Origin of the sequence: Methylobacterium sp. UNC300MFChir4.1 (genome assembly GCF_900110155.1) — a bacterium.
Lineage (GTDB): Bacteria > Pseudomonadota > Alphaproteobacteria > Rhizobiales > Beijerinckiaceae > Methylobacterium.
In genome coordinates, this window is record NZ_FOCS01000028.1 from 38,288 (window position 1) to 64,661 (window position 26,374).

Annotated in this window: 18 protein-coding genes, 1 tRNA gene, 1 rRNA gene and 1 pseudogene; 11 read left to right on the forward strand and 10 right to left on the reverse strand. The window is 65.7% G+C overall.

Features of this window, described 5'->3' with window-relative positions:
* Genes tagH through BMY19_RS30625 form a run of 10 tightly spaced genes read left to right on the forward strand, consistent with a single transcriptional unit; the run spans position 1 to position 15,252 of the window.
* On the forward strand, positions 1-1,533 hold the full coding sequence (gene tagH, locus BMY19_RS26030) for a type VI secretion system-associated FHA domain protein TagH (protein ID WP_170863044.1): 1,533 nt from the start codon (positions 1-3) through the stop codon (positions 1,531-1,533).
* A gap of 3 nt (positions 1,534-1,536) precedes the next feature.
* Positions 1,537-2,082, forward strand: coding sequence for a type VI secretion system lipoprotein TssJ (gene tssJ, locus BMY19_RS26035; protein ID WP_100253395.1), 546 nt, complete (start codon positions 1,537-1,539; stop codon positions 2,080-2,082).
* Between the two features lie 33 nt (positions 2,083-2,115).
* A complete protein-coding gene (tssK, locus tag BMY19_RS26040; protein WP_210186933.1) occupies positions 2,116-3,477 on the forward strand; it encodes a type VI secretion system baseplate subunit TssK in 1,362 nt (453 codons plus the stop codon).
* Entirely contained in the window at positions 3,474-4,304 is an 831-nt protein-coding gene (gene icmH, locus BMY19_RS26045) for a type IVB secretion system protein IcmH/DotU (protein ID WP_100253396.1), read from the forward strand. Before tssK ends, icmH begins: the two co-directional genes overlap by 4 nt.
* A gap of 8 nt (positions 4,305-4,312) precedes the next feature.
* The gene (gene tssH, locus BMY19_RS26050) at positions 4,313-6,940 is read left to right on the forward strand and encodes a type VI secretion system ATPase TssH (protein ID WP_170863045.1); all 2,628 of its coding nucleotides are present in this window, start codon (positions 4,313-4,315) and stop codon (positions 6,938-6,940) included.
* A 10-nt stretch (positions 6,941-6,950) separates the two neighbouring features.
* Positions 6,951-8,474 carry a sigma-54 interaction domain-containing protein gene (locus BMY19_RS26055; protein WP_100253398.1) on the forward strand — a complete coding sequence of 508 codons (1,524 nt, stop codon included), beginning with the start codon at positions 6,951-6,953 and terminating at the stop codon, positions 8,472-8,474.
* Complete coding sequence (locus BMY19_RS26060; RefSeq protein ID WP_139215701.1) at positions 8,471-9,268, forward strand: type VI secretion system-associated protein TagO; 798 nt, start codon at positions 8,471-8,473, stop codon at positions 9,266-9,268. Before BMY19_RS26055 ends, BMY19_RS26060 begins: the two co-directional genes overlap by 4 nt.
* Before the next feature lie 25 nt (positions 9,269-9,293).
* On the forward strand, positions 9,294-12,932 hold the full coding sequence (gene tssM, locus BMY19_RS26065; RefSeq protein ID WP_100253400.1) for a type VI secretion system membrane subunit TssM: 3,639 nt from the start codon (positions 9,294-9,296) through the stop codon (positions 12,930-12,932).
* Positions 12,929-14,431 carry a type VI secretion system protein TssA gene (gene tssA / locus BMY19_RS26070; protein ID WP_100253401.1) on the forward strand — a complete coding sequence of 501 codons (1,503 nt, stop codon included), beginning with the start codon at positions 12,929-12,931 and terminating at the stop codon, positions 14,429-14,431. Before tssM ends, tssA begins: the two co-directional genes overlap by 4 nt.
* 23 nt (positions 14,432-14,454) lie before the next feature.
* Positions 14,455-15,252, forward strand: a complete 798-nt coding sequence (locus BMY19_RS30625) for a hypothetical protein (RefSeq protein WP_139215702.1) — start codon at positions 14,455-14,457, stop codon at positions 15,250-15,252.
* A gap of 68 nt (positions 15,253-15,320) precedes the next feature.
* On the opposite strand, the gene BMY19_RS26075 is transcribed toward BMY19_RS30625, so the two are convergent.
* The 8 genes and pseudogenes from BMY19_RS26075 to BMY19_RS26110 all read right to left on the reverse strand — a co-directional run.
* The gene (locus tag BMY19_RS26075; RefSeq protein WP_170863046.1) at positions 15,321-18,032 is read right to left on the reverse strand and encodes a DUF6531 domain-containing protein; all 2,712 of its coding nucleotides are present in this window, start codon (positions 18,030-18,032) and stop codon (positions 15,321-15,323) included.
* Between the two features lie 626 nt (positions 18,033-18,658).
* The gene (locus BMY19_RS26080; protein ID WP_139215703.1) at positions 18,659-19,162 is read right to left on the reverse strand and encodes a hypothetical protein; all 504 of its coding nucleotides are present in this window, start codon (positions 19,160-19,162) and stop codon (positions 18,659-18,661) included.
* Positions 19,163-19,167: 5 nt separating this feature from the next.
* A complete protein-coding gene (locus BMY19_RS26085; protein ID WP_100253404.1) occupies positions 19,168-19,758 on the reverse strand; it encodes a PAAR-like domain-containing protein in 591 nt (196 codons plus the stop codon).
* The gene (locus BMY19_RS26090; protein WP_100253405.1) at positions 19,755-20,930 is read right to left on the reverse strand and encodes a DUF2169 family type VI secretion system accessory protein; all 1,176 of its coding nucleotides are present in this window, start codon (positions 20,928-20,930) and stop codon (positions 19,755-19,757) included. Before BMY19_RS26090 ends, BMY19_RS26085 begins: the two co-directional genes overlap by 4 nt.
* A gap of 7 nt (positions 20,931-20,937) precedes the next feature.
* A complete protein-coding gene (locus BMY19_RS26095; RefSeq protein WP_100253406.1) occupies positions 20,938-22,917 on the reverse strand; it encodes a type VI secretion system Vgr family protein in 1,980 nt (659 codons plus the stop codon).
* Between the two features lie 60 nt (positions 22,918-22,977).
* The gene (locus BMY19_RS26100; RefSeq protein ID WP_139215704.1) at positions 22,978-23,340 is read right to left on the reverse strand and encodes a hypothetical protein; all 363 of its coding nucleotides are present in this window, start codon (positions 23,338-23,340) and stop codon (positions 22,978-22,980) included.
* A gap of 182 nt (positions 23,341-23,522) precedes the next feature.
* Entirely contained in the window at positions 23,523-24,038 is a 516-nt protein-coding gene (locus tag BMY19_RS26105; protein ID WP_100253408.1) for an Hcp family type VI secretion system effector, read from the reverse strand.
* 507 nt (positions 24,039-24,545) lie between these two features.
* A pseudogene (locus BMY19_RS26110) lies at positions 24,546-25,225 on the reverse strand (DDE-type integrase/transposase/recombinase); the annotation flags it as partial.
* 209 nt (positions 25,226-25,434) lie between these two features.
* Here BMY19_RS26110 and BMY19_RS31790 point away from each other — a divergent pair.
* Positions 25,435-26,118, forward strand: a complete 684-nt coding sequence (locus BMY19_RS31790; protein WP_348529863.1) for a hypothetical protein — start codon at positions 25,435-25,437, stop codon at positions 26,116-26,118.
* Here the strand turns inward: BMY19_RS31790 and BMY19_RS26120 are convergent.
* Both BMY19_RS26120 and rrf read right to left on the reverse strand, forming a co-directional pair.
* Positions 26,075-26,151: transfer RNA gene (locus tag BMY19_RS26120), tRNA-Met, on the reverse strand. The genes BMY19_RS31790 and BMY19_RS26120 overlap by 44 nt on opposite strands.
* A 112-nt stretch (positions 26,152-26,263) precedes the next feature.
* Positions 26,264-26,374: ribosomal RNA gene (gene rrf / locus BMY19_RS26125) — 5S ribosomal RNA — on the reverse strand; the annotation flags it as partial.

Here is a 26,374-nt window from a genome sequence, read left to right on the forward strand (position 1 = left end):
ATGACGACCTTCCTCACTCTTGTCGTGGATAATACGGCGCTGCTCGAAGGCGGCACCCGGTCATCCATGGTCTTCCCTGCGGAAGGGGGGCTGATCGGATCCGCGGCGGATTGTACCTGGACGCTGATTGACCGGCAGCAGACCGTCGACGGACATCACGCCCGGGTCTTCCAGGCGGATGGTCAATTCTGCGTCGAGGCGCTGAGCACGCGCGGTGTCCGGGTGAACCATTCGGTCCGAGCACTCGGCCCAGGCGAGCCCTTCCGGATCTCCGATGCGGACAGGCTCTCGATCGGCCGGTTCGACATGACCGCCTTCCTCATTCAGCGGGTCGACGAGGCGAGCAGGGCTGCCAAGTCCGAGGATTGGGCACGGAAGTTCATTTCCGTCGAGTCGATCGTGGATCCCCGCCGGGAGGAGGAGGAGCACCGCAACCTCCTGGATGAGACCCTCGTGGCTCAGCATGGGCTCGATCCATTCAGCGCGCGATTGAAGCAGAACGAGGAAGACAAGGATCCTCTCTCTTTCCTCTCGGATCGGACGGTCCGTCAGGGCGATCCTGTCACCTCCGACCCAGTTGCAGCTCTGAACCGGGAAAGTCCTCTGGAAGGGCGCACCAACGCGGCCGGACTCGAGATGTACGTCCTCGGCCGCCCTATCGAGGGGCAACGGCCAGAAAGCCCTGACGATCTGCTGCCGACCTCGGCCTATTTCGCACCGCAACGGGTGAAGGATATTTCTATGAAAGCTGCCGAGCACGGTCGGCTGGATTTCCCACTGGCCGGGATCCGCGATGAATTAGACAGCTATCTCGGCGAGCTCGAGAATAACATGCGGGATCGCAAGGCCCACGCTGCGCGCGGTCCAGACGAGGTAGCTGCCCGCGACGCTTGGCTCGGCGAGGTCCCGCTCGCGGAGGAGCGTGAGGTCGCGCGGGACGATCTGGTCGATCATGTGGTCCTGCGCCCCCTCTGCTCGGCCCTCGGCCTTCCGGTCACATCCCTCACAGGTCCCGAAGCCGACCGCTTGGCCGCTGATATAGGCGAGGCCTTGCGGGCGGCGATCGACGGGCTGCGGAGGTTGAGCCAGGACCGGAGCGCGGCGGGTGTGCTGGCCAGTGACACCCATCTCCACGCCATCGAGGACAACCCGCTCCGCTTGGCCGGGGATGCGGACGAGGCCGTGCGTGACCTGTTTCTGGTTCACAGCCCGGTACACCTCTCAGCGAAGACGGCGATCGGCGAGAGCATCGCCAGCATCGAACACCATCAAGCTGCCGCCGCGATCGCGACCGAGGCGGCATTAAAAGCTATTTTTGCAGCCCTGTCTCCGGTGACTCTGGCCCGACGCTTTCTCAAATACAAAGGTCACGTTCCGCGAACCGGCGATCTCGATGCGTGGCATTGGGGGATGTACCAACATTACTATCGGGAAATCGCGTCCGACCGGCAGGGCGGCCTCGCGCGACTGTTCTGGGAAGTCTTCCGGCAGGTCCACGATCGCGAGATGCGTACGCTCTCGGCAGGAGAATGAACCATGAGACGGGTGATGCCGCCTCGCGCTCTCCTGCTTGCCGTCGTCGTCGACTGCCTCGCCGCCTGCACGCCGCTGCAGACGATTCAGGGCGCGTCCAAGATGGGTCAGATCATGATGAACCCCGACATGCCCATCGGGCCGCCGAAAGATCAGCCTTCGAAGGCGACGATCGCCATCTATGTCGAGGAGGATGCCAACAAGAACGCGTTCGGGCAGGCGGCGCCGGTCGATGTCTGGTTATTCCAGCTCTCCGATGACACGCGTCTCAGGACTCTGGATTTCGCCACCCTCTCGGCATCACCCAAGGACTCGCTCGGAACTTCATATGTCGCCCATAAGGAAAAACAAGTCGATCCGGGAAATTCCAAAGTGATAGAAGATTGGGAAATTGAAGAGGAGACGTCGAATATAGGCGTCGCGGTCGGCTACAAGGATATCGACCACATCAACTGGCGTAGTCTGGATGCGATTAAGCCGAAAGGTGAGAACTACAAGATCGTCGTCGCGATCCGGGGCCGAAACGTCGCGATCCAAACGCATCGCTGAGCGGCAGGATATGCGCCAGCTTCTATCGAGGAAATGATGTCTCTTCGTAATGCCGTGATGTGGTCGGACGGCCTGTTCATCAAGCCGCAGCATCTGCAGCAACAGCAGCGCTACCACGATTACGTGGCCCGGCGGCGCGGCGACGCACTCAGCGCCTACCAAATGGGCTTCGAGCAAATCGAACTGAATACGGAGACTCTGCTACACGGCAAGATCGACATCGTGCGGGCAAGCGGAATCCTTCCGGATCGGACGGTGTTCGAGATCCCGGGCGAGACGCCGGCGCCTGGCGCCCTCGATCTTTCCGCGGTGACGGTCGTCAACGAGATCGTCTACTTGGCCGCGCCCCTTGTGGTGAGCGGTTTGCCCGAGATCCCGACGGGTGAGACCACCATGAGGGGTGCCCGGTACCGGATAGCCGGCCAGGATGCCACCGACGTATCGAGCGACGACGCCGAGCCCTATTCGATCGAAGTCACGCAGCTCAACATGCGCCTGATGCTTGGGCGGGAGGACCGCTCGTCCTTCGCCTATCTCCCGGTGTGCCGGGTGCAGGAAAAGCAATCGGATGGGTCGGTCCGCCTCGACCCGTCCTTCATGCCGACGAGCTACGGCCTCGAGGCGATCCCGCAGCTGACCCGTGTCCTCGACGATTTTACCGGCCTGCTGCACCAGCGCGCTTTGCAGATTGCGGGCCGGCTCGGCTCGTTGAGCCAGAATGGCGTTGCGGAGATCGCCGAGTTCTTGCTTCTCCAGACAATCAACAGGTGGCAACCGGTATTTCGGCACCTATCAACCATCAAGCGCGTTCATCCTGAACGACTTTACGAAGTCTTCGCCTCTTCTGCCGGCGAGTTGGCCACCTTTACCCATGAGCAGCGACTGCCTGAGGCTTGGCCGCCGTACAACCACGAGATGCCTGAACATTGCTTCGACCCCTTGATCCGGTCGTTACGGCGCTCGCTTACCACGATGTTGGAGCCCAATGCGATCGTCCTCGACCTGCACCGGCACAAATTCGGGGTCTTGACTGCGCCTCTGACGGATCCGGACATGATCCGCACCTGCGCTTTCGTGCTGGCTGTGCGAGCCGCCATTCCCCTCGACCGGCTCGCCAAGACGTTTCCCTCGCAGGTCAAGGTCTCATCGATCGAGAAGATCCGGGAACTGGTTCAGTCACATCTTCCAGGTGTCGTCCTGCAACCGATGCCGACCGCGCCGAGACAGCTTCCTTATCACGCAGGGTATACTTATTTTATGCTTGATAATAATTCAGTCGGCTGGAAAGACCTGCTCAAATCCAGCGGCTTCGCCTTTCATATCGCCGGCGACTTCCCAGACCTTGAGATGCAGTTCTGGGCGATCCGTGGTCGAACGGACGGGAGACTGTCATGACCAATCGCGCCCTCGCCCGCGCATCGGAATTCGATGCGCGGGAGCTCTTCGAGACTGATCCGAACGCCCTCGCGGCGCGGTCTCAGGATCTCACCGCAGTGCCACAGGTTGAGTCGCAGCGGCCGTTCTCGTTCGAGATCCGCGGCAGCAGCCTCAACCGCGTGTCCGACGCCAGTGCCGGCCTGATCGCCCTGATGCTGCGCATTGCCACGCTCGGCCATCTGGACGACATCGACACGCTGCATCGCCGCTCCACCATCGAGATCGAGTCGATCGAGCTTGAGTTGCACCGGCTCGGCTATGACCGCGTAAGCGTGCTCGCCCTCCGCTACTGCCTCTGCTCGGCTTTCGACGAGGCGGTGATGAACAGTCCCTGGGGGCTCGAGACCAACTGGTCGGAGCGCAGCCTGCTCGCGACGTTTCACAATGAGACTTGGGGTGGCGAGAAGTTCTTCGTCATCCTCGCGCGGCTGATGACCGAGCCGAACCGGTACATCGACCTCCTGGAGTTCCTCTATCTCTGCCTCAATCTCGGTTACGAGGGCCGCTACCGAGCCATGCACAATGGCCGCGTTCAGCTTGAGGCGGTCATCAAGGAACTGCACGACGTCATCCGCACGGAACGCGGTCCCACCGAGCCGCTGTCGCTCTTCAAGTCCGAGGGCATCGTTCAGAAGGCACACCGAGTCGCGTGGCAGACACCCATCAGCCTGGTGGTGATCGCGGCCTTCGCGACGGCAGTGCTCTTGTACCTGACGTTCTTCCTGCTGACGCGCTCTGAAGCGACGCGCTCGCTCGAACAGCTCAACCAAATCATCGGCCGATGAGAGACGTCATGCGCGACATCGAGTTGATGCCGGGGCTCATCGAGCGCCTCAACCCCGTCTGCCACGAGGCGTTGCAGGCGGCAGCCGTCGCGTGCGTGTCTCACGGCCACCGGGACGTCGCGGTCGAACACCTCCTCGTGCCGCTGCTGACGCAGCCGGGAGCGGATTGCCGGCTGATCGTCCAACATTGCGACGCCGATCCCGACCGGATCAAGAACGCGGTCGAGGGTGCGTTCGCACGGTTTCGCACGGGAGACGGCGCATCCCCACGTTACTCGACGCTCGTATGCGAGCTGTTGCAGGACGCCTGGATGGTGGCCTCCGTGCTCCTCGGGGAAGGGCAGATCCGCTCCGGCGCAATCCTGCTGGCTCTCCTGTCCGATCTCGGGCGCTACGCCCGTTTCGATTACGGCCTGCGTCTGGAGCAATTACCCCTCTCCCATATCCGCGGGCAGTTCGACGAGATCGTGAAGGGTTCGGTGGAAACGCCGGCGATCACGACGGCGCCCGCCGCACCCCAAATGCCTGGGCACGCGCAAGATGCTGGCACCGTACTCGGACGCTACGGCCACGACTTCACCGAGGCGGCTCGCCAAGGGCGGATCGACCCGGTCTTCTGTCGGGACGATGAGATCCGCCAGATCATCGAGATCCTGGCCCGGAGACGCAAGAACAATCCGCTCTGCGTCGGAGAGGCGGGTGTCGGTAAGACGGCTGTCGTGGAGGGGTTGGCTCTGCGGATCGTTCAGGGCGACGTGCCTGACTTCCTCGTTGGAGCGTCCCTCTACGGCCTTGATCTGGGTGCGCTCCAAGCGGGCGCCTCGGTCAAGGGGGAGTTCGAGCGACGGTTGAAGGCAGTGCTCGATGAAGTGAAGGCCGCTGACCGGCCGATGATCTTGTTCATCGACGAGGCTCACACGCTCATCGGCACGGGTGGCCCGCAGGGCGGCTCGGACGGAGCCAACCTTCTGAAGCCCGCTTTGGCGCGGGGCGAGATCCGCGCCATCGCGGCGACCACGTGGTCCGAATACAAGAAGTACTTCGAGAAGGATCCCGCCCTCGTCCGCCGGTTCCAGCTCGTGCAGCTCGCCGAGCCCGGAATCGAGCAGGCGCGCATCATCCTCGGCGGCCTCGTTCCCGCCTACGAGAAGGCGCACGCCGTCTTCATATCCAGCGCCGGCGTGGCCGCGGCGGCAGCGCTTTCAGCGCGCTATATCAGCGGGCGCCAGCTCCCGGACAAAGCGATCGATCTGCTTGATACTGCCTGCGCGCGAGTCAAGGCGAGTTCCTCCGGCGTGCCCCATCGCATCGACGTGCTGCGCCGCGAGGAGCTGATGCTCGCTCACGAGGCTGAGGCGCTGAACCGTGACATCGATGCCGGCCATCCATCCGGCACGTTCGGTGAGCGGCTGAGCCAGATCGAGGAGCGCCGCATCGCGATTGCGGCACGGATCGACCGCCTCTCCGGAGAGCATGACATCCAGAGGCGGCTGGCCGGAGAACTCGTCGCGCTTCGTTCCGCGCAGGCGACGGCGGAGACACGAACCGCGATGGAGCGGCTGCGGGCAGAATTCGCGCGCGTGCGCGAGACCGAGCCCCTGGTTGCGCTGGAAGTGGGGGTCGATGAGGTCGCTTCGGTCGTCTCCGATTGGACCGGCATCCCCGTCGCGGCCATGACCCAGGACGAGGCCTTCCGACTGACGACTCTCGGACGGCGCATCAAGGACGCGATCCGCGGGCAGGATCACGCGATCGACCTGATCGTGGAACAGCTGCAGACCGCACGGCTCGACCTCCACAAGGCTGGGCGCCCGATTGGGGTGTTCCTGCTGGTCGGTCCCTCCGGCGTGGGCAAGACCGAGACAGCTGTGCAGGTGGCCCGGCTGCTGTTCGGTTCCGAGCGATTCCTGACCACGATCAACATGACCGAGTACCAGGAGCGTCACACGCTCTCGCGCTTGATCGGCTCCCCGCCCGGTTATGTCGGGTACGGTGAGGGCGGCGTGCTGACCGAGGCGATCCGCAAGACGCCGTATTCCGTCGTGCTTCTCGATGAGGTCGAAAAGGCAGATATCAACGTCCTCAATCTATTCTATCAAGCTTTCGATAAAGGTGAACTGAACGACGGCGAAGGTCGAGCGATCGATTGCCGTAACGTCGTCTTCTTCCTTACATCGAACCTCGCGGCGGAAGAAGTCAGCCAGCTCGCTGCGCAGACGGGACAAGGCGTGCGCGTCCCTGAAATCCTTGAACGGATCCGCCCACGATTGGCCGAGCATTTCAAGCCGGCGCTTCTCGCGCGCATGCAGCCTCTCGTCTATCTGCCGCTGTCCGAGGAGGCGATGGGCGAGATCATTTCGGCCAAGCTTGCCGAGCTCGGCGAGATCCTGCGGGCGCGCCAGGGGGTCTTGCTGCATGTCGGTGCGGAAGCCGAGGCCCACATGCGTCGGCAATGTCTGGTGGCGACGAGCGGTGCACGCCTCGTCGACCAGGTTATCCAACGCCGGCTGCTGCCGGATATCTCCCGAGCCATCCTCCAGGCCGGACTGGATCACGTCGTTCTCGTCTCCGCCACGGTCGACATCGGTGAGGGCGAAGGATTCCGTTTCGCCTTCGAGACGGTCGTTGCGCCATGAGGACCGGCCGATGGAACTGACGGGCCGCCTCCTCGACCTCTGCCGCGAGGTCGCCGCCGCGGACAATCTCGATGCGATGCGTAAAGCCGTTCTGCGCGGCCTCGCTACCCTCGCCGACGTGGAGAACGGGTACCTCTACGGCCTGAACCAGATCGGCAATGCCTTTGTGTGCCTGGCGAGCGTGCCGGCCCTGCTCGAAGGACCGGCGTTTCCGCTCGGACCGCTGCCTAGCGAGGCATGCGCGATCTCCGGGCTTCTGCGGGTCACTCAGGCGGCGATACTGGGTCCAGGGGAAGGCGCTGACGCGTTGCGGAAGACGCTGTTCAGCGTCGCGGCGGGGCAGGTGCTCGCCATCCCGGGGCGGATCGGAACCGGAGCCTGGTCCGTCACCGCCTTGCTTCTGCTGCAGGAGGAGCGGGTCGTGCCACCGGCGAGCTTGGTGCTGCTCGACCGCTTCATGGCCTTTGCCGGAGCGGGGATGGAGCGCACCCTTCGCCTCGACTGCCTGGATGCCGCGTCGCGCCGCCTCAAGGCGGAGCCCGACCGGGACACCGCAGGGCATGCGAGGGGCAATATGGAGACGCGGCTGATCGGCGTCTCTCCATCGATGCAACGGTTGTGCGAGCAGATCGCGCGCGTCGCGAGTCGAGATATTTCGGTGCTGATACTCGGGGAGACCGGCACTGGAAAGGAACTCATCGCGCGGGAACTGCACGAACTCTCAAACCGCAAGGACCATCCTTTCGTCGCCTTGAACATGGCCTCGCTGCCGGAGAATCTCGTCGAGGACGAGTTGTTCGGCCACGTCAAAGGTGCGTTCACGGGAGCCCAGGCGGCTCGCACTGGACTGATCGCTGCTGCGCGGGGAGGCACGCTGTTCCTCGACGAGATCGGCGATATGGCGCCGGCACTCCAGGCCAAGCTCCTGCGTGTGCTTCAGGAGCGGCGGTATCGGCCGGTTGGGGCCGACCAGGAGGAGAGCGCCGACATCCGCCTCGTGGCCGCGACCCATGCAGACCTGCCTCACATGGCCGCCGAGGGGCGGTTTCGCAGTGATCTGTTCTTCCGGATCGCGCAAATCCGCATCGTCAGCCCGCCGCTGCGAGAGCGGAACGGCGACATCATGCTGCTTGCCCATCATTTCCTGGCAACCAGCAGCGCCCGGTTCGGGGGCGCGAAAGTCTTCGCGCCGACCGCCGAGGCCCTGCTCGCTGGCTACGCTTATCCAGGCAACGTGCGGGAGCTTCAGGCCATCGTGGAGCGCGCGGTGCTCCTGTCCGGCGAGCGCGCGATGATCGAAGCCGAGGATCTCGCTCTGGTGGCGGCGGCGAAGTCGCCGGAGCTCGAGGTTTCCGGCTTTGCGCTGCCGAAAGCGTGCGACCGATTTGAAGCCTCATTGATCACGCGCGCGCTCGAACAGCGCCGGGGATCGCGCCGTCTCGCCGCCGAGGATCTCGGCATCCCGCTGCGCACCCTATCCAACAAGATGCGAAAGCTCGGCCTTGATGGGTTCGAAGCGGGAGAGAACGCATGAAAACCGCTGGACGCATGATCGCCCTGCTGGTCTTCGCCATCGCGCCCGCCTGGGCCGGGACTCCCGCGCTGCCGGACATCGACGCCTGTCGGGCTACCCGCGACAGGGTGGGACGCCTCCTCTGCTTCGATGCGTTATTCGAGACTCCTATCGAAGATGGCGCCGCGGAAACGCCGCCGCCCGAGAAGGCCAAGGTCATCCGCAAGCCGAGCCCGCTTCGAAAACTTGGCCTCGACCAGGAGCTTGGCCGACCCGATGGTGTGGCCGGCGCCCTGGTTCGTATCCGGCCCTGGCGCAGCGCCGCCTCCATAGAGCCGACGACCTTTGAGAGCATCCTGACCGGCAGGGTGGGCCAGTCGGCAGACCTCCCCGCCGACCGGCGTGCCTGGACGGCCGAGACAGCGGATGTCTTCCTGACGCTCCGTGAGATAGACGGGGTATCTCCGCTCGGACGGGGCACGCTCGACCAGCGTTCGGTGATCATGCTCGCCTGCGAGGACGACATCACCGCCTTCTATATCCTTCTCCCCAAGCCGGTCGGCCACGCCCGCACCAAGTTCGCACTGACGACCGACCGGGGTGTGACCCTCAATCTCCACTGGCGGGATTACGAGAACGGCGACGTCATCCTCGCCGGCAGAGGCCTCGAGAGTATCGATCTCATCAAGTCCCTGATCAATTCTCGACGCCTCGCGATCCAGATCGACTACCCCGACGGTCCGCAGACCTACCTGTTCGAGGCAGGACAGCTTACCGAAGCGCTGCGTCCACTTCGCCGCGCATGCCACTGGTAGTTTCGACTTCAACCAGAGCCCCGCCATGATTTCTTCCGGATATTCACCTGCCCAGATCGTGGCCAACACTGCCGCGTTCCTGTGGAAGTGGGTCGCGTCGGCTTTCGGCGCCTCCGCCCTGATCGCCCTCGCCGTCATGGCCGCCATCTGGTTCAGCGGCCAGCGTCTCGACATCAACAGCTACAAGCCGTTCGCGACAACCTCACACCGGGTCATCGCGTTGCTCATCGTCTTCATCTGCTGGCTGATCGGCGTCGTGTTCGTGCGCTGGCGGACCCGGGGAGTGAAGCCGCCGAGCCCTGGGAAACCGGTGGTGCAAGATCCCGTGGAGCTTGAAATCGAAGCGATGCGGCAGAGCTTCCGCAACGCCGTGAAGACCATCCGCACCAAGTGGACCGGCGAAGAACGCGGCCGGCAAACGCTTTATACATTGCCCTGGTACGTGGTGATGGGGCCCCCCGCCGTCGGCAAGACGTCCCTTCTCGCCGCATCGGGCATGAAGTTCCCGCTGGCCCATTTGCTCGGGCTCGAAAGCTTCAAGAGCATCAAGCTCACGGTAGAGCCGCAATACTGGGTCACGAACGACAGCGTCCTGTTCGACCTGCCTGGAGCATGGCTGCGGCCTGCCTCTCAGAAGGCGGGGGCCGAGACGGGCAAGCCCCGCGAGTCTCGCCTCTGGAACGCCTTCTCGGCCTTGTTGACGGAGCACCGGCCGCGCCGCCCCATCAACGGCGTCATACTGGTGCTCGACATCTGTGACCTCATGCGCACCACGGAGGAGGAGCGGGGTAACCTTGCCGCCTCGATCCATGGCCGTCTCGTCGAGATGTCGGAAGCGCTAGAGACTCGCTTCACGATCCACATTGTGGTCAACAAGATCGATCACCTGCTGGGCTTTCGCGATTATTTCCAGCAGTTCAGCAAGCTCGACCGGCTCGCGCCGTTCGGCTTTTCGTTCGACGTCTATGACGAACTGCACGCCGACGCTTGGCGGGAGACCTTCGCCACGGATTTCGCGGCCTTCATGGGGCGGATGAACGACGACCTGATCGACCGGCTCTACGCGCAGCGCGATCTCACGGCGCGTAAGAACATCTACATGTTCACCCGGCAATTGTCGGCGGCAGGGGTGGTGCTGCAACACTTCCTGGTCGATTGTCTTCAAGCCGACCGTTTTTCGACTCCGCCTTTGGTGCGGGGTCTCTACTTCACCACGACAAAGCAGGAAGGCGTGCCGTTCAACGCGCTGCTCGCCCGCATCTCGCGAGACTACGCCCTGCCGGCCCCGGTGATGCCGGCCTATTCGGGCTTGTCGCAGCCGTACTTCCTCGCCCAGCTGTTTGCCGATGCCATCTTCACGGAGGCTGGGCTCGCCGGCGATAACAAGATCGTCGAGCGGCGCAAGATGATCGCCGTCAACGCGACCGGCATGGCCGCGGCCGCGGCGCTGATAACGTTCGGCTTCTATCTATTCGAAGCCTACCGCGACAACGCCGCCCGGGCGGCGTCGGTCGTGGCCAGGACGCGCGACTTCGTGACCCTGCCGCAGGGCGTCGATGCCTCCGGCGAGGTGGCACTGCTGCGGCCGGCGATGGATGCCATCCGCGACGCCACCACGGTCTTTCCAGACTGGCGCACCAAATATCACTTGCTGGACTACCTCGCGCTCTACCAAGGACACCGGATCGGACCGGAGATCGAGAAGGTTTACGCGACTCTATTGGCGGAGCGGTTCCTGCCGGCCCTTGCGGCGCAAGTGAAGGACCGAATTATCGCCCTCGGCCGAGACGATGCCACCCGCGACGAAGACGAGCGCCTGAACCTGCTTCGGGTCTACTTGCTGATGGGCGACAAGGGCAAACGCGATGCCCTCGACGCGCGCCCGGATGCCAGGGGCGCGCCGTCAAAACTCGGAACACGAGCCATCGAAACCTGGTTTTCCGAGCGGTGGCAGGGCGCCTACCAAGGCCGGGGGCAGGTACAGGATTCCTTGAACGGGCACCTCGCCCACGCCCTCGAAGTGTCGGACGTCACGGTGGCCCTGCATCAACCCGTGATTGATGCCGCCCGCGCGGATTTTGCCAAGGTTGATCGCACCCAACGCATCCTGCGCCGCCTGGAGCGCATCGCCGAGATGCAGCACCCCGTCCCAGTTTCCTTTCGCAAGGAGATCGGACCGGCTTTCGACCTGATCTTCGATCAAGGAATCCGCACCCCGCTCCAGGGCAAGGATATACAAATCCCGTTTCTTTATACCAAGAAAGGGTTTCACGATTTCTTCGTGCCGCAAAACGAGCAGATCTCGGCAATCGTTGTGGAAGATGCCTGGGTCATCGGCGAGCGCGACACAATCGCCTACTCGCCCGAAGATCTCGTCGCCTTCCGGGAGGGCGTGCTGAAACGGTACGTCTCGACCTATATCGGCGTCTGGGACCAAGCGGTGAATGTCCTCGACATCACGGCGATGCGCAACCTCGACCACGCCATCGCAATGCTGGAAAACGTCACCGGTCCGGCCAACGGGATCGGCCGGCTGCTGATGCTGATCAAAGCCAACAGCGTCGTCTACGAGCCAAAGACGACGGAACTGCGCAAGGACCAGCCAGTCAAAGCCCTCGATAACACGATCACGCCTTTCGACCCGAACGAGGCGGAGGGGCTGCGCATCGTCCGGCGGTTCGATCCCCTTGCTCGGATCGTCACGGCCACCGGCAACGGCAAGCTTTATATGGAGGAAATCGTTGCCAAAGTTGGCGCAGTCGAGACCTACCTGCGAGAAATCCGCTCGGGCGAAGCTTCCTCCAAACCGCTCGCTTTGGAGCGGGCGCGGGAACGGGCAACCCTCCAGGGAACCACCGACCCGATCAGTGACCTCGAAAAGGTCGGCGTCAACCAGCCACCGCCCCTCAACAGGATCATGGACAAACTCGCCGCTCAGTCGTGGAAGGTCGTGTTGGAAGCGGCACGGCTCGATCTTCAGGCGGTCTGGCAGGGGGACGTCTACCGCAGCTTCAGCGTGTCGCTGGCCAACAAATACCCCTTCCGCAAAAACGCTCAGGAGGAGGTCACGCTCGACGAATTTCAAGCATTCTTTGGACCGCAAGGCACTTTCGATCGGTTTTTTACGAATTATCTCGCAACTTTTGTCGACTTGGACACGCGAAAATCTAAGCTTCTTGACAGGCAATCGATTGAAATCCGGTCGGAATTTCTAGAAGAATTGGAAAAATTACGCCAGATTCGCTCAATTTATTTTGACGCGAAGGGGGCGCCCTCCCTGCGCTATCAGATCGAGCCTCTTAGCCTGTCGAACACCGCCTGGGCGGCGATTCTGAATATCGAGGGACAGCTTGTGCCCTACCGGCACGGGCCGGCTCAGACCTACACGATCCTGTGGCCCAATGCCTCGACGACGCGCAACAACGCCTCGTCACTAACGGTCGCCGGTCGATCGAATGGCGCGATCACCCATAGCGGTGTCTGGTCAAGCTTCCGGTTGATCGATGCCGCTCGTGTGACGGACGTTCGTGGCCCGGCTGACCCGGTGGAGATGATGTTCAGTGTCAACGGCGTGAACGCCCTCTACGCGATCCGGGCGCTCGCTCCCGTCAACCCCTTCCGCGAGCAACCGCTAACGCATCTGCGATTGCCGGAGACCTTATGAGCACGCGTCAGGCGGTCTCCGAGTCAAGGTTCGTCTCGGGCGAGGAGCGGATCGATCGTCACCGCTGGGTAGAGGCCGTCCTTGCTCCCCTTCCGGGCTCCGACGCCTATGGCATGCCGGCAGACGAGCATGAGAGCTGGGACGAGATCGAAACCGATCTGATGAAACGCGGCACCCTCGTGCAAGCAAGTATCCGCTGGTCCGCAATCGCGGAGATCGCGGCGGCCTTGCTGCGCACCAGTTCGAAGGATCTGCGGCTGCTCCAAGTTCTGGTCCATGCTGCGCCGCATCTCCTCGGCAATGAGGCTTTGCCCGTTTGTATGGTCGCCGCCGCACAATTCCACATCAGCTATGGGGGCGCCCCCCATCCCCGCAACCGGCCGCGCGAGAAACTCGCAGAACTCCTCGTGAAGGGCCTTACAGATCTGATGCCGGCGCCGGGCCGAGGCTATCTCGATCCGGTCGACGCCATCATCGTGGTGAAGGCGTGCGATGCGCTCGCTGCGAACCTCGCCGAAATCTCGCCCGATCTCGGGCTTGATCTTGGCCTTATCGGCAGCCGGGCAGCCGAGATCGTCCGAGCCAACGAGGAGGCGCATCCGCTGCCGGCCCTCGCGCCCGCCGTTTCCGCAACGGAGTCGAAGCTGGATCTTTTGGATGCGGCCGCCCCGCGGTCCGATCAGCTCCGCCTCGACCCTTCAAATGAGCGGGCGTTAAAACAAAGTCTGGCGACGGTGGCAGAGTTTCTTCTCGAGCTCAATCCAGCTCAGCCCCTCGCCTACCGATTGAGGCGGTTTTCTACCTGGTACGGCATCTCCTCCCCCCCGCCCTTGAGCCGCTCGGCGCAACGCAGCGTTCTGCACCCTGTAAGCGAGGATATTGCTGACAACTATCGTCAGGCGAGCGAACGCGGAGGCGCCGACACCGCCCTCGTGATGCGGCTTGAGCGCACCTGCGGCCAGCAGCCGTTCTGGTTTGAGGGGCAGTATCTCCAGTACCAAATTGCCATAAATCTCGGTCGTGAGGAAGTCGCTCAAGCGATCCGCGAGGAAGCGTCGCGCTTCCTCCGCACCGTACCAGGTGTCGAGGCGCTCCAGTTCTCAGATGGCACGCCGATGATCCCGGAGGCCGTCCGTGCATGGCTCGAAGCCACCCGCCGTTCCGTGACGCTCGGGGAGACCATGTCTCAGCAGGAGGGCAACGAGGGCTTCCTCGTCGTGGATCGCGCATTCCAGGCGGCGGCGAGCCAAGTGCAAAGCAGTATCGAGGCCGGTCACATCGACGAAGCCCTCGCCCTGCTCGATGAGACGCGCGGCGGTACGCGGGGCCTGCGCAATCAGACGATCTGGGACCTCTTCATTATCGAGAACTTGCGCAACCTCGGGTTGCGCAGCCATGCGGCGCGGCAGGCGGACCGTCTCCTCGCCTCTATCGCGAAGATCGGCCTCGCCGAATGGGAACCGGAATTGCTCAAGCGTATCGAGAGGCTCAAGGGATGAGACGAAAGTCCCAGACATTCGCTATGCTGTGCTTGTGCGTCGCCGGGATTAGCGGAATCGGCACGGCCTCGGCTGAGGAAGGGGCGGAAGAGCCAAGCTTCGACCTGCGGAAGATCTGGCCATTCACGCTCTTGGCCGGACCTTCGCCCGAGGTGGAACGCGAGGCCAAGACGCAGGCCAAAGCGCAGTGGCTCGACACACACCGGCTCACGAGCGAGCTAGGTCGGCAGGACGATTGGCCCTCCGCTACCGAGACTTGTGAGGCGAAGAACATGCGTATGACGGAGCGCCCGCAGCTTACGCTTCCCGAGACGGTGGCCGAAGCGTTCCGCCGGAAGGAACAGCGGCCGTGGTCGTTCATCCGATATGATGTGGAGGCGAAGGGGATCGCACGTGGGGTCGCGGCGATCGATTCAAGCGGTGACCCCGATTTCGATGCAGCGGCTGCGGCTGCGATGAATTCCGCACGCTTCGAGCTTTTGAACGGGACCGATCTCGCGAAGGGCTGTATCGCCTATTTTGCTGGCACCGACTATGTTGGCACAGCGCCCGTACAGCCGAGCGAGAAGCGGGAAGCTGCTGCCGCTCCACGGCCGCTCACCCCGCGCCGGCGGCCAAAGGCTATCCCGCCTTCCGGCACACGGGAAACTTCACCTTTGCAGGGCGCAGGCACTGAAGATAATTCCAGCCCAACCAAGCGTTGGTGGTATCAGGATGCTCGCGACCAGTCAGATTCCGCCTCTCATACCGCGCCAACTGAGGGTATTACCTGTGCAACCTTAGCCGATAGGCTGGCGCGCCCCGTGCAGTGCGAGCGCTAACACTTTGAGGGGCTACCAGAACGATTGCTGCATGGACAGCGGCAAGCTGAATATTGTGCGAACGCGGCTCACGCCACCCTGGCCTCGTCGCGGAGGTTGAGCGGACGGTATCCGTCGCGGTCCAGCTCGGCTGCGGCGTTCTGCCAGAGATCGTCGCCGATAAGGCTGATGTGCCGCCAGTCGAACGGGGCGACATGGGCGAGCAACTTGTTGGGCACAGGTTCACCGAGGCTGCGCAAGTGCTCCACCGCGCCGAGACTGGAGACCGCCACACCCGCGAGGTTGCGCGCCGGGTCACAGGCGAACCGCTCCGCCCGCTCGCCGAAGCGCGCCTCGGCCACCTGCCCGTTGCCGTCGTAGGCGAACGCCGCCTCGCCCCACAGCCGCTCCACGGTCGCGGTCGGCGCGTCCGACTGGTCCCAGGCATAGCTGCGCTCGATCGGCCGCGCCGCGTCGGCCGCCAGACCCGCCCGCTGCGCCGCCATCGCCCCGGACAGGCCCCGGATCGCCTGCCCGCCCCGCTGCGCCGACAGCCGACCGCCCGCGTCCCAAGCGCTGTCCAGCACGAACCCCGCCGCGCTCTCACGCCGGACCTCGCGCCCGAGCCCGTCCCGGGTGAAGGCGAGCGGCGCGTGCTCGGCCACCACCAGCGCGGCAAGGGCGCCCAGCGGATCGTAGGCGTGGCGGGTGACGTGCTCGCCGAGCCGGACTTCATGCGGCTGGTCGATCCCGGAAAAGATCCGCCGCGTCACACGCCGGCCGCAGGCATCGTACCGGCTCTGCACCCGGCGTCCGCCGACATCCTCCTCGACGATCCGCCCGTCCCGGTCGCGGATGTATTCCATCCGCGTCGCGCTGTTCGTCGCCTCGACCAGCAGCCCACGCCGGTCGTACCCGTAGGCGACCTGATCCTGCCGCCGCCCGTCCGGGCCGAACACCGCGATCCCGGTGACCAGCCCGGTCCGGTCGTAAGTGTAGGCCAGCCGGGCACCGTCCGGCCTGACCGTCTCGCTCACCCGCCCGAGGACATCACGGGTATAGCGCGTGGTGCGCCCGTCGAAGTCGACCTCGGCCACCACCCGGCCGGCGGCATCCCGCTCCAGCGCGTAGCGCCGGCCGAGCGCGTTGGTCACCTGCGTGAGCCGGCCCTCGCCGTCGTAGCCGAGGGTCAGCGTGCCGCCGTTGCGGTCCTCGATCGCCTCCAGCACGTCGAAGGCGCCGTGGCGGTAGCGCCAGGTCCGGCCCTCGCCGTCCGTGACGCTGGCCAGCGCCCCCTCCGGATCGAAGGCGCGCGCCACCGTCGTGCCGTCCGGCCGGGTCAGCCCGGTCGGGGTGGCAAAGCCGCCGGGACCGGCCGCGTAGGTGAGCCGCGTCGTGCGCCCGAGCGGGTCGGTGGTCTCGATGAGCCGCCCAAACGCGTCGTAGCCGAACCGGGTGACGCCGCCCCTGGCGTCGGTGACGCTGGCGAGCCAGCCGCCCGCGTCGTAGGTGCGCCGCTCCTCGGTGCCGTCAGGGAAGCGCGTCAGGGTGATCCGGCCGCGGGCGTCCCGCTCGTACTCCATGCGGTGGCCCGCGGCGTCGGTCTCGGCCGCGAGGTTGGCCTGGGCGTCGTAGTCGTTGCGCCGGACGTTGCCCGCGCCGTCGACGACGATGTCGAGTTGGCCCTCCGGTCCCCAGCCGTACAGCGTCTCCCGCCCCTCGGCGTCGACGTGGCTCCGCACGTTGCCGAAGATGTCGTAGCGCGTGCGCGCGGTAGCCCCGGCCGCGTCCGTGGTGGCGGTGCGGAAGCCGTAGCGGTCGAAGCTGTGGCGCGTGGTGGCGCCGAGCGCGTCGGTCTCGGCCGTGACGTTGTCGTTCTCGTCGTAGGCGAAGACCTGCGCCCTGGCCGCGTCACCGCCCGGCAGGTAGGTGGTCCGGCGCTCGGCCGCGTCGTAGAGGAAGCGGTCGCCGTTCCACAGGCCGGTGGTCTCGGTGTGCACCACCCGGCCGGCATCGTCGTAGCCGAACACGGTCTGCGAGCGGCGGGTCTTGTTGTGCCAGCGGGCGAGCAGCGGCCGGTCGGGCTGCCAGTCGTACTGCACCGACATGCCGAAGCCGCAGTCGGCCCGGGCCATGCGGCCGCCTGTGTCGTAGCCGTACTCGGCCAGCCTCAGGCTGGCGCCGCTGAGCCCGATCAGCGTGATGCCGGTGCGCCGGCCGGCCGCGTCGTTGTCGAAGGCGAGCGCGAGGCCGTCGGAGCGCTCGGCCCGCAGGAGCACGCCCGCTTGGTCGCGAGTGAGGGTGAGCGCGTTGCCGGAGAGATCCTCGACGCGCTCCAGCCGATAGAAGCCGTCCGGGTACTGGCGGAAATGCTTGAGGAGGCGCCGGTCCTTGAGGCGGAGTTGGCGCAACCACGATGCGGTGAGTTCGAGGTGGGGGTATCCGGCGTTCTTTGCGGGCAGGAAGTTGAACGGGCGCTCGAAGGCGATGCGCTTGCCGTCGGCTTGGTGGAAGGCGAGGTGGCCGGGGGCGTAGTTGTCGAGGTACTCGTCGAAGGCCGAGATCTGGCAGGGGCCGAGCGGCCGGGGCCATCCCGCGGCGTCGGGCATCTGCAGGCCCATGTACCGGGCGCCGTCGAGCGGCAGCGCGCCGGGGACCAGGAAGTCGTGCCACGTCTCCAGGTACTCGCCGGTCGTGACCGAGACCGGCTCGCCGACGGTCGTGGTGGCCGAAGGGCCACTCCCCTCGCCGGCTTCAACTGCCTCGCTGGCGACCTCGCCAGCGGCCTTGCTGGCAGGCATCGGGGCCGCCTTGCGAAAGAAGATCCCTTTGACGCTCTCAGCTGCTTCAGCAACGTGGGGGGCAACGCGACTCAGTATCGGTCCAATGACGTATCGCCCTGCAGCGCCCTCCAAAGCCATAATAAGGCCCTGCTTGGCATACTCTTCGGCAAATTCCTTGGTGAATTGACCGGATATATCTGCACTCGTGAATACGCCACTAAACACGCTATCGGAGGTACTTCCGCTTTGGAGGGAGTCGTACCGGTGTAATAGCTGGTCTAGCGCGCGCGGATTAGCCGGATTTGGGCCCATCTTGACGAAACCGTCGTAGGATCCGACGATGTCGTCCAAAGCTTTTTGATAATAGGGAACACCTTTTCCAGAAACGATCGCTGCGGCCTTTGCTTTATCGCTCAAGACATGAGAGAGTTTCCTTGGAGCTGCCGTGCAACCGGAATTAACTTCGGCTTTGCAGTTAGCCCTCTGCTGGGACTCATGATCGCCGGTTTGTTCACGCGCGTCGCCGCGGTGTAGCGGCGTGCTCCCCGCGTGGCCCGGCTGAGGCGCGGTTCCGCCCCCTGGAGGCGAGGTCGATGACGTCCCGGGCGTGTAGGCGAAGTGCTTCCCTTCCGAACCGGACGCCATCACGCAGCCCCTACATCAGACGACCCAGCGGGCGGGTGCGGCAGCCATGTCTTCGGCGGCGTGTCGCCCTCGCCGTCCCAGGTGCTGTAGTTCTCCAGGAAGACGACCAGACTCAGCGCCGCCACCCGCGCCACGAGTTCCGCCGGCAACTCGGGCGTCGCTGTCGGCACCCGGCCGAGCACCGCGATCCAGATCACGCCCTCGATCCGTCCCCTGCGTAGGCCCTCCACGAGCGCCGTCTGGGCCGACACGGACGCGGCGAAGCGCTCGACCGAAGCCGTCGCGCCCGCGACATCGGCGTCCTCGGATACGGCCAGGGCGGCGTAATGCGCGTCCGCCACTCGCCTGGCCAAGGGACCGGTCTCGGCCAGCGGCTCGCCGAGCCTGTGCCTCTGCACGACCGGCAAGCCCAGGTGCTCGACCACGTCATCGAGCGGCACCTGCCGGCTCGTGAGCCGCAGGCTCAGGTCGATCGGGTGGTGACGGATCTTGCGCGCTGCCATGATCCTCACTCCCTCAGGTTGCCGATGTGTTCGCCGCCGTAGAAGATGTCGCCTGTCTTCAGGTCGAACGTGTAGGCCCCGTTGGCCGGGACGGCCGCCGCCTGCTTGGCGGCGTGCAGGGCGTCCGACGCGTCGACTGGATCGATCCCCAGGACCTTGCAGGCGTACTTGAAGTTCTGGGTTGTGTTGGCGGCGAACTCGACCGGCTGCTTGCCCTTCTTCGGCTCCTCGCCGCCGGGATCGGGCCGGTTGATCCAGGCCGGGTCCCGGTGGCTGACCACCGCGAACCCCTCCGAGTAGAAGAAGCTCGACCCCTCCTTGGCGTGCGCCATGCCGAGATAGCCCGGCACCTTCACGCCCTTGCCCGTGCCCTGCTCGTGCCCGGTCGAGGTCGCGCACCGCGAGTTCAGCTGGAAGTCGTAGTTGCCGTTGTTGCGCACCGAGGTCGAGGTGCGCGTGGCCGACGACAGGAATGCGATCGACGTGTAGGGCACCGGCACCATCGCGCTGCCCCGCGGCGTCAGGCACACGTCCGGACCCTTCGACACGATCACGTTCGATCCGTCCTTGCGCGCCGAGATCCGACCCTCGCTCATGCCGCCCGCCCCCGCGCCCGATCGTCGATGGAAGTCTCATTCGGGCTGTCGCCCGCCAGCTCCGCCGGCGGCCGGCGCAGGATCGTGGCGGTGGCGTACCGGTCCGGCTCGAACCGCACCCGCCAGCTTAAGAACACCCGTGCGTCCGCGAGCTGCGGCGCCGCCACGTCCAGCAACACCGTGTCCAGCACCATCGGCCGGACCTCGACCGCGCCCCCGGGCTCGGCGAACGCCACCGCCAGCGCCTCGCCCGGCAGGTCGAGGTGCAGGGGCCGCGCGTCCCCGGTCAGCCCGGCGAGCTGGATGTGCTCGTCGCCGACGAGGTGGCCGGGGCAGATCAGGTCGGGATGGGCCGCGTTGTGGTAGGCGAAGTCGTAGTCCGGCGGCCAATCCGGCCAGATCGTGTCCAGCCAGCGCTGGTCGTAGGTCCCGGCCAGCGGCAGCCGCGGCTCCCACGCGCACGGGATCGGCCCGAGCGTGTGCGGCCGCCGCAGCGTGTAGGGCTCGGCCAGCACCTCGTCGGCCCCGAGGATCTGCGGCGCGGGATGCGCCCGCGTGTGGTCGCTGCCCTCCGGGTGCAGCCAGCCGCAGCCGATCGGGTTGTAGGGGTCGTCGGCGAAGACCGGCCGGCCCTCGGCATCCGTGCCCGCAGGCGGCGTGCCGCCGAAGGCCAGCTCGTAGTGCAGCGGCACCTCGGCCACCGGCTCCGGATCCGACAGGCGCCAGCCCCGGAACGCCGCGCGGTGGCGGGGCCACTCCGCCCATTCCTCGTCCGACAGCGCCCGCGCCCAGTCCGGCTCCCAGCGCCGCGGGCCGGTCACCCGCACCTGCTTCTCCACCACCGTCGCGCCGCCCCGGGAGACCCGCACCCCCGCCAGCCACGCGGGGATCGGCACGCCCCCGGGCGCACGCGCCACCGCGTTGACCAAGATGTCGGTGCGCGGCTTGTACGGCACGAGGTCCGAGGGGTGCCACACCGAGCTGACGTTCACCGCCCCGTGGCAGGCATCCGTGAACAGCAGCGGCGCCTGCTCCTCGGCCACCGCCAGCCGCCCGTCCCTCCCGGGCGCGTAGGTCGCCTTGACGATGACCACGCCGAACTCGCCGCCGCGGTTGTCGCCGGCATAGTATCGGAAGTTCGGGAACGGGGCGTGGTTGACCAGCTCCGGCATGACGACCTCAGTTGTTGTCGATCATCGCCGCGGCGATCTGCACGTGGGCCTCGCCGTCGAGGTAGATCTTCACGCCCTTGAGCAGGATATCGCCGTTGCTCTTCATCACGAGCATCGCCTTTGCGGCGCCGGCATTGCCGTCCTTGTCGGCCCCGCCGCCGACCTGGATCACCAGCTCCTCGCCCACGCTGATCGTGCAGGTCTTGCCCACCGTCACCGTCTGGGCGAGCCCGACCACAGTGTTCTTCATCATCCCGACCTCTTCTGACGAGGTCATGCCGACGGTGCGGTTCATGTTCATCCCGACCGTGAGCTGCTTGTTCTGCGCGATCGTCTCGACTTGGTTGCCGCCGACATCGATCGACTTGTCGTTCCCAATGCTCTCCGACTGGTCGTGGTCGACCCGCTTGCGCCGGTCGTGGCGCACCTTCACTCGCATGTCCTTCTGCGCGTGGACGAACACCTCCTCGCGGCCCTGCTCGTCCTCGAACCGCAACTCGTTGAACCCCTCGCCCTTGTGCGACTTCGACCGGATCGTCATCCGCGTCTTGTGGGCCGGCAGCGGGTACGGCACCGGCTCGCGCGCGTTGTAGGCCCGGCCCGTGATGATCGGCTGGTCGGGATCGCCCTCCAGGAAGTCCACGATCACGTGCTGGCCCACCCGCGGCAGCGCCATCTGCCCCCAGCTCGCCCCCGCCCAGCCCTGGCTCACCCGGATCCAGCACGAGGCCGTGTCGTCCGTCCGCCCCGACCGGTCCCAGGGAAAGCGCACCTTCACCCGGCCGAACGCGTCGCAGTGGATCTCCTCGCCCGCCGGACCGGTCACGATCGCCATCTGCGGGCCCTCCACCCGCGGCTTGGCGGGCGCGTCCGGGCGGTACGGCGTGTCGTGCCGGATCACCCGGAACGACGTGGTCAGGTACGCGCCCCCGTCGCCGGCATCGCCCGCCACCGCCCCCGGCTGGCTGCCGGCGTGGCTCGCCGCCACCACCAGGAACCGCCGGTTCAAGGCCGGATCGGGATGCTCGGTCAGCTCGAACCGGTGCCCGGGCAGCAGCCGCGCGCACCGCCCCGCCCCCTCGCCGTGGCTGGCCTCATCCCGGAACCCCTCCAGGCGGTAGCGCGTGAACGCCCGGCCCACCGCGTCCGCCTTGTAGCGCCCGGGGTAGTCGTACATCTCCAGCTTGTGCGTCAGCCCGTTCAGCACGCTCGCCTGCGCCCGAGCCTCGAAGTCGTGCACGGGGTTGCGGAAGAAGTGGTCGCGCTGGACCACATCGGAGGGCGCCACAACCTCCCGCCACGTGAACCGGCCGACATGCGGGCCCTTCACCGTGCCGCCCGGCAGCGCGTTGTACTCGATCGCCTCCGCGCCCGGCGCGTCCGGGGCGAGCTTGGTCGCGTCGGTCAGCACCAGGGTGTGGCCGCCCTCGGCGTGCTCGAAGTGGTAAGCGATGCCCTCCTCGGCCATCAGCCGCTCGATGAAGGCGAGGTGCGTCTCCCGGTACTGCACACAATACTCGCGCGGGGGGTGCTGTTCGGTCAGCGCGAGGCAGTAGGCGCTGACGCCGGTCTCCTTGAGCACCGCCTCGACGATCTCGGGCACGCTCTTTTCCTGGAAGATCCGGCAATCGGCCCCGAAGCGCAGGCGGTGCAGCGCCGGCATGAGCAGGACGGAGTAGCGCGTGTGGTGCGCGCCGGTGTCGCCGCGCTCGGCCAGGGCGACCACGCCGTGGACGTGGCGGGGCGGGCCGTAGCGGTCGAGCACGGTGAGCCGCGCCGGCTTGTCGAGCAGCGCGGTGAGGTCGAGGCCCGGGTCGGGCGAGGCCAGCGCGATCTCGGCCTGGAACAGGCCCGAGATCGCCTCCTCCAGGCGGAAGCCCGTGACCGCGAGATCGGCCTCCGGCAGGCCGTCTGCGGTGAACGCGAGGGTGAAGTCGCGCTCGATCTCGCTCAGCGGCTGGGTGATCTCGGCGGGCAGGGCGATCATCGGGGTCTCTCGAAGGCCGCGGTCCCGGCCGGCGGGGGCCGGCTCAAGGGGGTTGCCGGCTCAGGGGGTGCAGGCCGGGACGTGGAGGACGAAGCGCTGCAGCCAGAAGGCGGCCAGCCCCGCGCCCAGGACCAGGCCGAACCAGGAGTGCGGGCGACTGAGGCCGGCCAGGCCGATCAGGCCGAGCACCGGGCCGAGCGTGAGCAGGGCCAGGAGGATCGGCATCCCGTCGCGCCCGTCCGGCACGGCGCAGAACGCCACGGCCGCCGCCTCGGGCAGGTCGACGATCCACTCGGCCGGGTCGGCGGAGAACACCTGGATCGCCAGGGCGGTGACCAAAGCTCCCGGCACCAGCGCGAGGTCGCGGGCGTGGTCGCGCCAGCCCGGCCACCGCATCGGCAGCGGGGCGGGCGGTCGGACCATCCGGGCCGGGATCGGCCGCGGCGGGGGCTCGTCCGGGACGGGCTCGTCCTGGACACCCGCGTCCGGGCGTACCGCGTCCTGCGAGCCGCACGGCTGGACCAGGCGGAGCCGCCTGGGCCGTCCGGCGCGTGAGCCGCCCGAGGCGCGCATGCGCTCGTCCCCCGCCGCTCAGGCCGTCCGGCTCAGGCCTTGGGCTTGCGCCAGTCGTCGGCGCCCGACGTGCTGGCGACGGTGTGCTCCCACTCGATCCGGCGATAGGACAGCGACACGGCGATCAGCTGGGTGAAGTCGGCGTTGCGCGCGTCCTGGCAGTGCGGCAGCTGGGCGTCGATGTCGATGATGGTCGCGTCGATCAGCCGGGTGGTGAAGAAGTGCTCCTGCTTGCCGGCCGAGCTGGTGCGGAACCACTTGACCTCGACCTTGGTCAGCATCTCGCCCGAGGTGAGCGCGTTGTACAGGAGCGGGGTCGCCTTGTTCAGCGGCGCGGTGAACTTGAACGGCAGGTGGACGCGCTGGCCCGAGGGCTGGCCCGACTGCGGGTCGCGCGGGATGGTGACGCGGTGTTCGATCGCCTGGACGAGGATCTCGTTCTCGTGGCCCTCCTGCCAGATGTTGCCCACGGAGACTTCGGTGAAGGCACCCTGGGTGATGTTGCCCTGGGTGGCGCCCTCGATCGAGATATAGGCGGGTGTCGGCATGGTCTTCCCCGATGATCCGGGGCCGGTGGTGGTCGATCCGCAGGTCCGGTTAGATTATGCCCGGTGTTCTGCGCTGTGTTCCGGCCTCGCGGGGAATACATGGCAGAGTTCGTGCCAAGCCGTTCTGGGGCGAAATTATTTTTTCTTTTTCAGCTCAAGTGCCTGATCTATCAGGTGGATCGTTTTATCCTCTGAATCGGGTCTTCAGGCGCGTCCATCAGCGGTTGATATTTTTGGCCAAGAATGGCCAAGGGCTTGGCCAAAAATGGCCGAACTTTTTAAGTGGTTCAAGCGACTGTGGCAGCTGGTGAAATCAATACGGTTCGAATTGGAACAGGTCCAAGGAATGGCTAAGCCCTTGATAACGCTCGATCGGGACGTTTGGCCAGAAATGGCCGAACCATCCGGACGGTTGGTAAGGAAAATGGCCTGATGTCCGTTGTCAGATGATTTGAGACGATTTGGGACCCTCAGGAAGGGAGGCTCTGGTCCACCTGGGTTGAGAGGTTAGGCAGCCTGCGCGTGGTGGCGCAAGCGGCGGTCCATAAGGGTCTGGCGCTTGATCCGCGCCCGCTCCTGCAGGATGGCTTCGCCGCGGCCGAAGTAGACGTCGGCGGGGGTGAGGTTGCCCAGGCTCTCGTGAGCCCGAGCTTGGTTGTAAGGCTCGACGAAGGCGGCAACCCGCGCCTCCAGCTCGCCGGGCAGGTAGGCGTGTTCGAGCCGGATGCGGTTCTTGAGCGTCTGGTGCCAAGGCTCGATCTGACCCTGCGTCTGAGGATGGCGGGGCGCACCGCGGATGTGGGTCATGCCCCGGCTGCCGAGCCAGTCGGCGAGATCCCCCGCGACGTAGCTCGGCCCGTTGTCGGAGAGCCGCCGAGGCCGCTGACCACGTGCACGTGGTCGAGCCCGGCGGCTGCCAGCGCGCGGTCGAGCGTAGCGGTGACGTCGCTGGCCTGCATCGTCGCGCACAGCTTCCACACCACGATGTAGCGCGAGAAGTCATCCAGCACGGTCGAGAGGTCGTACCAGCCCCAGCCGATCACCTTCAGATAGGTGAAGTCAGTCTGCCAGAGTTGATTGGACGCGGTGGTCTTGTCCCGGACCTCGTCGGCGGCTTTGATCACAATGTCGGCCAGGCTGGTGATCAGGTCCTGGGCCTTGAGCAGGCGGTAGACGCTCGCCTCCGAACGGTCTCTGCCGGCTTCCGAGCTGGCCCGGATGTCTGCTTCATCTACGCTCCTGAGGCTACGATGAACCAGACATCCTCCGTTCGTGAACGGCCTCAATCTGTCTCACGAGCGCTGACGGCAGACAAAACTCTCTCAACGAGCGGCGTCGACCGAAGCACCTGTTTGCCGGCCTGGTGAAGTGTGGCTGCTGCGGTGGCGGCCACGCAATGATCTCGAAAGACCTGCTCGGCTGCGCCACGGCGCGGAACAAGGGGACCTGCGACAACCGGGTCAACATCCATCGCGACGCGCTGGAAGTCTCGATCCTGAACGGGCTGCGCACGCACCTGATGGAGCCGGAGCTGTTGCGCGAGTTCTGTGCCGAATTCACACGCGAGGTGAACCGGCTGCGGATCGAGCGTGGCGCCGAACTCGGCGCCAAGCGCCGCGAGCTGGAGCGCACCGAGCGCGAACTGGACAAGGCCATCGATGCGATCCTGGCCGGCATCCCGCCCCTCAAGCTCAAGGCGAAGATCGAAACTCTGGAGGGCCGGAAGGCCGAACTGACCGCGTTCCTGGGGGATGCGCAGGAGTCCCCGCCCCTGCTGCATCCGAACATGGCGGAACTATACCGGCAGCGGGTGGAGAAGCTCTACGACAGCCTCCGGACGGAAGACGGACGCGCAGAGGCTGCGGAACTGTTCCGCATGCTCGTCGATCAGGTGACGCTCGTCCCTGAAAACGGCGAGCTGCGCTTCATGCTGCGCGGCGACCTCGCCGGTATCCTGCGGTTTGCTGCGAACAAGAAAAACCCCGGCTCCCTGTCGGAGGCCGGGGTTCTGGATGGCTTGCTCTCGCAAGGATCGTTGGTTGCGGGGACAGGATTTGAACCTGTGACCTTCAGGTTATGAGCCTGACGAGCTACCGGGCTGCTCCACCCCGCGCCAAGTCTGTACGGCTGGTCCGGGTCGACGCGGGCTCTGACGAGCGTGCGCCGTGTCCGGGGGCCGGATCGGTGTTCGTGTCGAGGGAAGGTGTGTGTATTGCGATGGGCGGGTCTGGCGGCGACCGACTCTCCCGTGTCTTGAGACACAGTACCATAGGCGCTGGCGTGTTTAACGGCCGAGTTCGAGATGGGATCGGGTTCTGGGCACGCCGCTCAGGCCA

What these genes read in the sequence shown, in the direction of transcription:
- tagH (WP_170863044.1), top strand. Translation starts at nt 1, where the DNA reads ATGACGACCTTCCTCACTCTTGTCGTGGATAATACGGCGCTGCTCGAA.
- tssJ (WP_100253395.1), top strand. Translation starts at nt 1,537, where the DNA reads ATGAGACGGGTGATGCCGCCTCGCGCTCTCCTGCTTGCCGTCGTCGTC.
- tssK (WP_210186933.1), top strand. Translation starts at nt 2,116, where the DNA reads ATGATGTCTCTTCGTAATGCCGTGATGTGGTCGGACGGCCTGTTCATC.
- icmH (WP_100253396.1), top strand. Translation starts at nt 3,474, where the DNA reads ATGACCAATCGCGCCCTCGCCCGCGCATCGGAATTCGATGCGCGGGAG.
- tssH (WP_170863045.1), top strand. Translation starts at nt 4,313, where the DNA reads ATGCGCGACATCGAGTTGATGCCGGGGCTCATCGAGCGCCTCAACCCC.
- BMY19_RS26055 (WP_100253398.1), top strand. Translation starts at nt 6,951, where the DNA reads ATGGAACTGACGGGCCGCCTCCTCGACCTCTGCCGCGAGGTCGCCGCC.
- BMY19_RS26060 (WP_139215701.1), top strand. Translation starts at nt 8,471, where the DNA reads ATGAAAACCGCTGGACGCATGATCGCCCTGCTGGTCTTCGCCATCGCG.
- tssM (WP_100253400.1), top strand. Translation starts at nt 9,294, where the DNA reads ATGATTTCTTCCGGATATTCACCTGCCCAGATCGTGGCCAACACTGCC.
- tssA (WP_100253401.1), top strand. Translation starts at nt 12,929, where the DNA reads ATGAGCACGCGTCAGGCGGTCTCCGAGTCAAGGTTCGTCTCGGGCGAG.
- BMY19_RS30625 (WP_139215702.1), top strand. Translation starts at nt 14,455, where the DNA reads ATGCTGTGCTTGTGCGTCGCCGGGATTAGCGGAATCGGCACGGCCTCG.
- BMY19_RS26075 (WP_170863046.1), bottom strand. Translation starts at nt 18,032, where the DNA reads ATGCCTGCCAGCAAGGCCGCTGGCGAGGTCGCCAGCGAGGCAGTTGAA.
- BMY19_RS26080 (WP_139215703.1), bottom strand. Translation starts at nt 19,162, where the DNA reads ATGGCAGCGCGCAAGATCCGTCACCACCCGATCGACCTGAGCCTGCGG.
- BMY19_RS26085 (WP_100253404.1), bottom strand. Translation starts at nt 19,758, where the DNA reads ATGAGCGAGGGTCGGATCTCGGCGCGCAAGGACGGATCGAACGTGATC.
- BMY19_RS26090 (WP_100253405.1), bottom strand. Translation starts at nt 20,930, where the DNA reads ATGCCGGAGCTGGTCAACCACGCCCCGTTCCCGAACTTCCGATACTAT.
- BMY19_RS26095 (WP_100253406.1), bottom strand. Translation starts at nt 22,917, where the DNA reads ATGATCGCCCTGCCCGCCGAGATCACCCAGCCGCTGAGCGAGATCGAG.
- BMY19_RS26100 (WP_139215704.1), bottom strand. Translation starts at nt 23,340, where the DNA reads ATGGTCCGACCGCCCGCCCCGCTGCCGATGCGGTGGCCGGGCTGGCGC.
- BMY19_RS26105 (WP_100253408.1), bottom strand. Translation starts at nt 24,038, where the DNA reads ATGCCGACACCCGCCTATATCTCGATCGAGGGCGCCACCCAGGGCAAC.
- BMY19_RS31790 (WP_348529863.1), top strand. Translation starts at nt 25,435, where the DNA reads ATGATCTCGAAAGACCTGCTCGGCTGCGCCACGGCGCGGAACAAGGGG.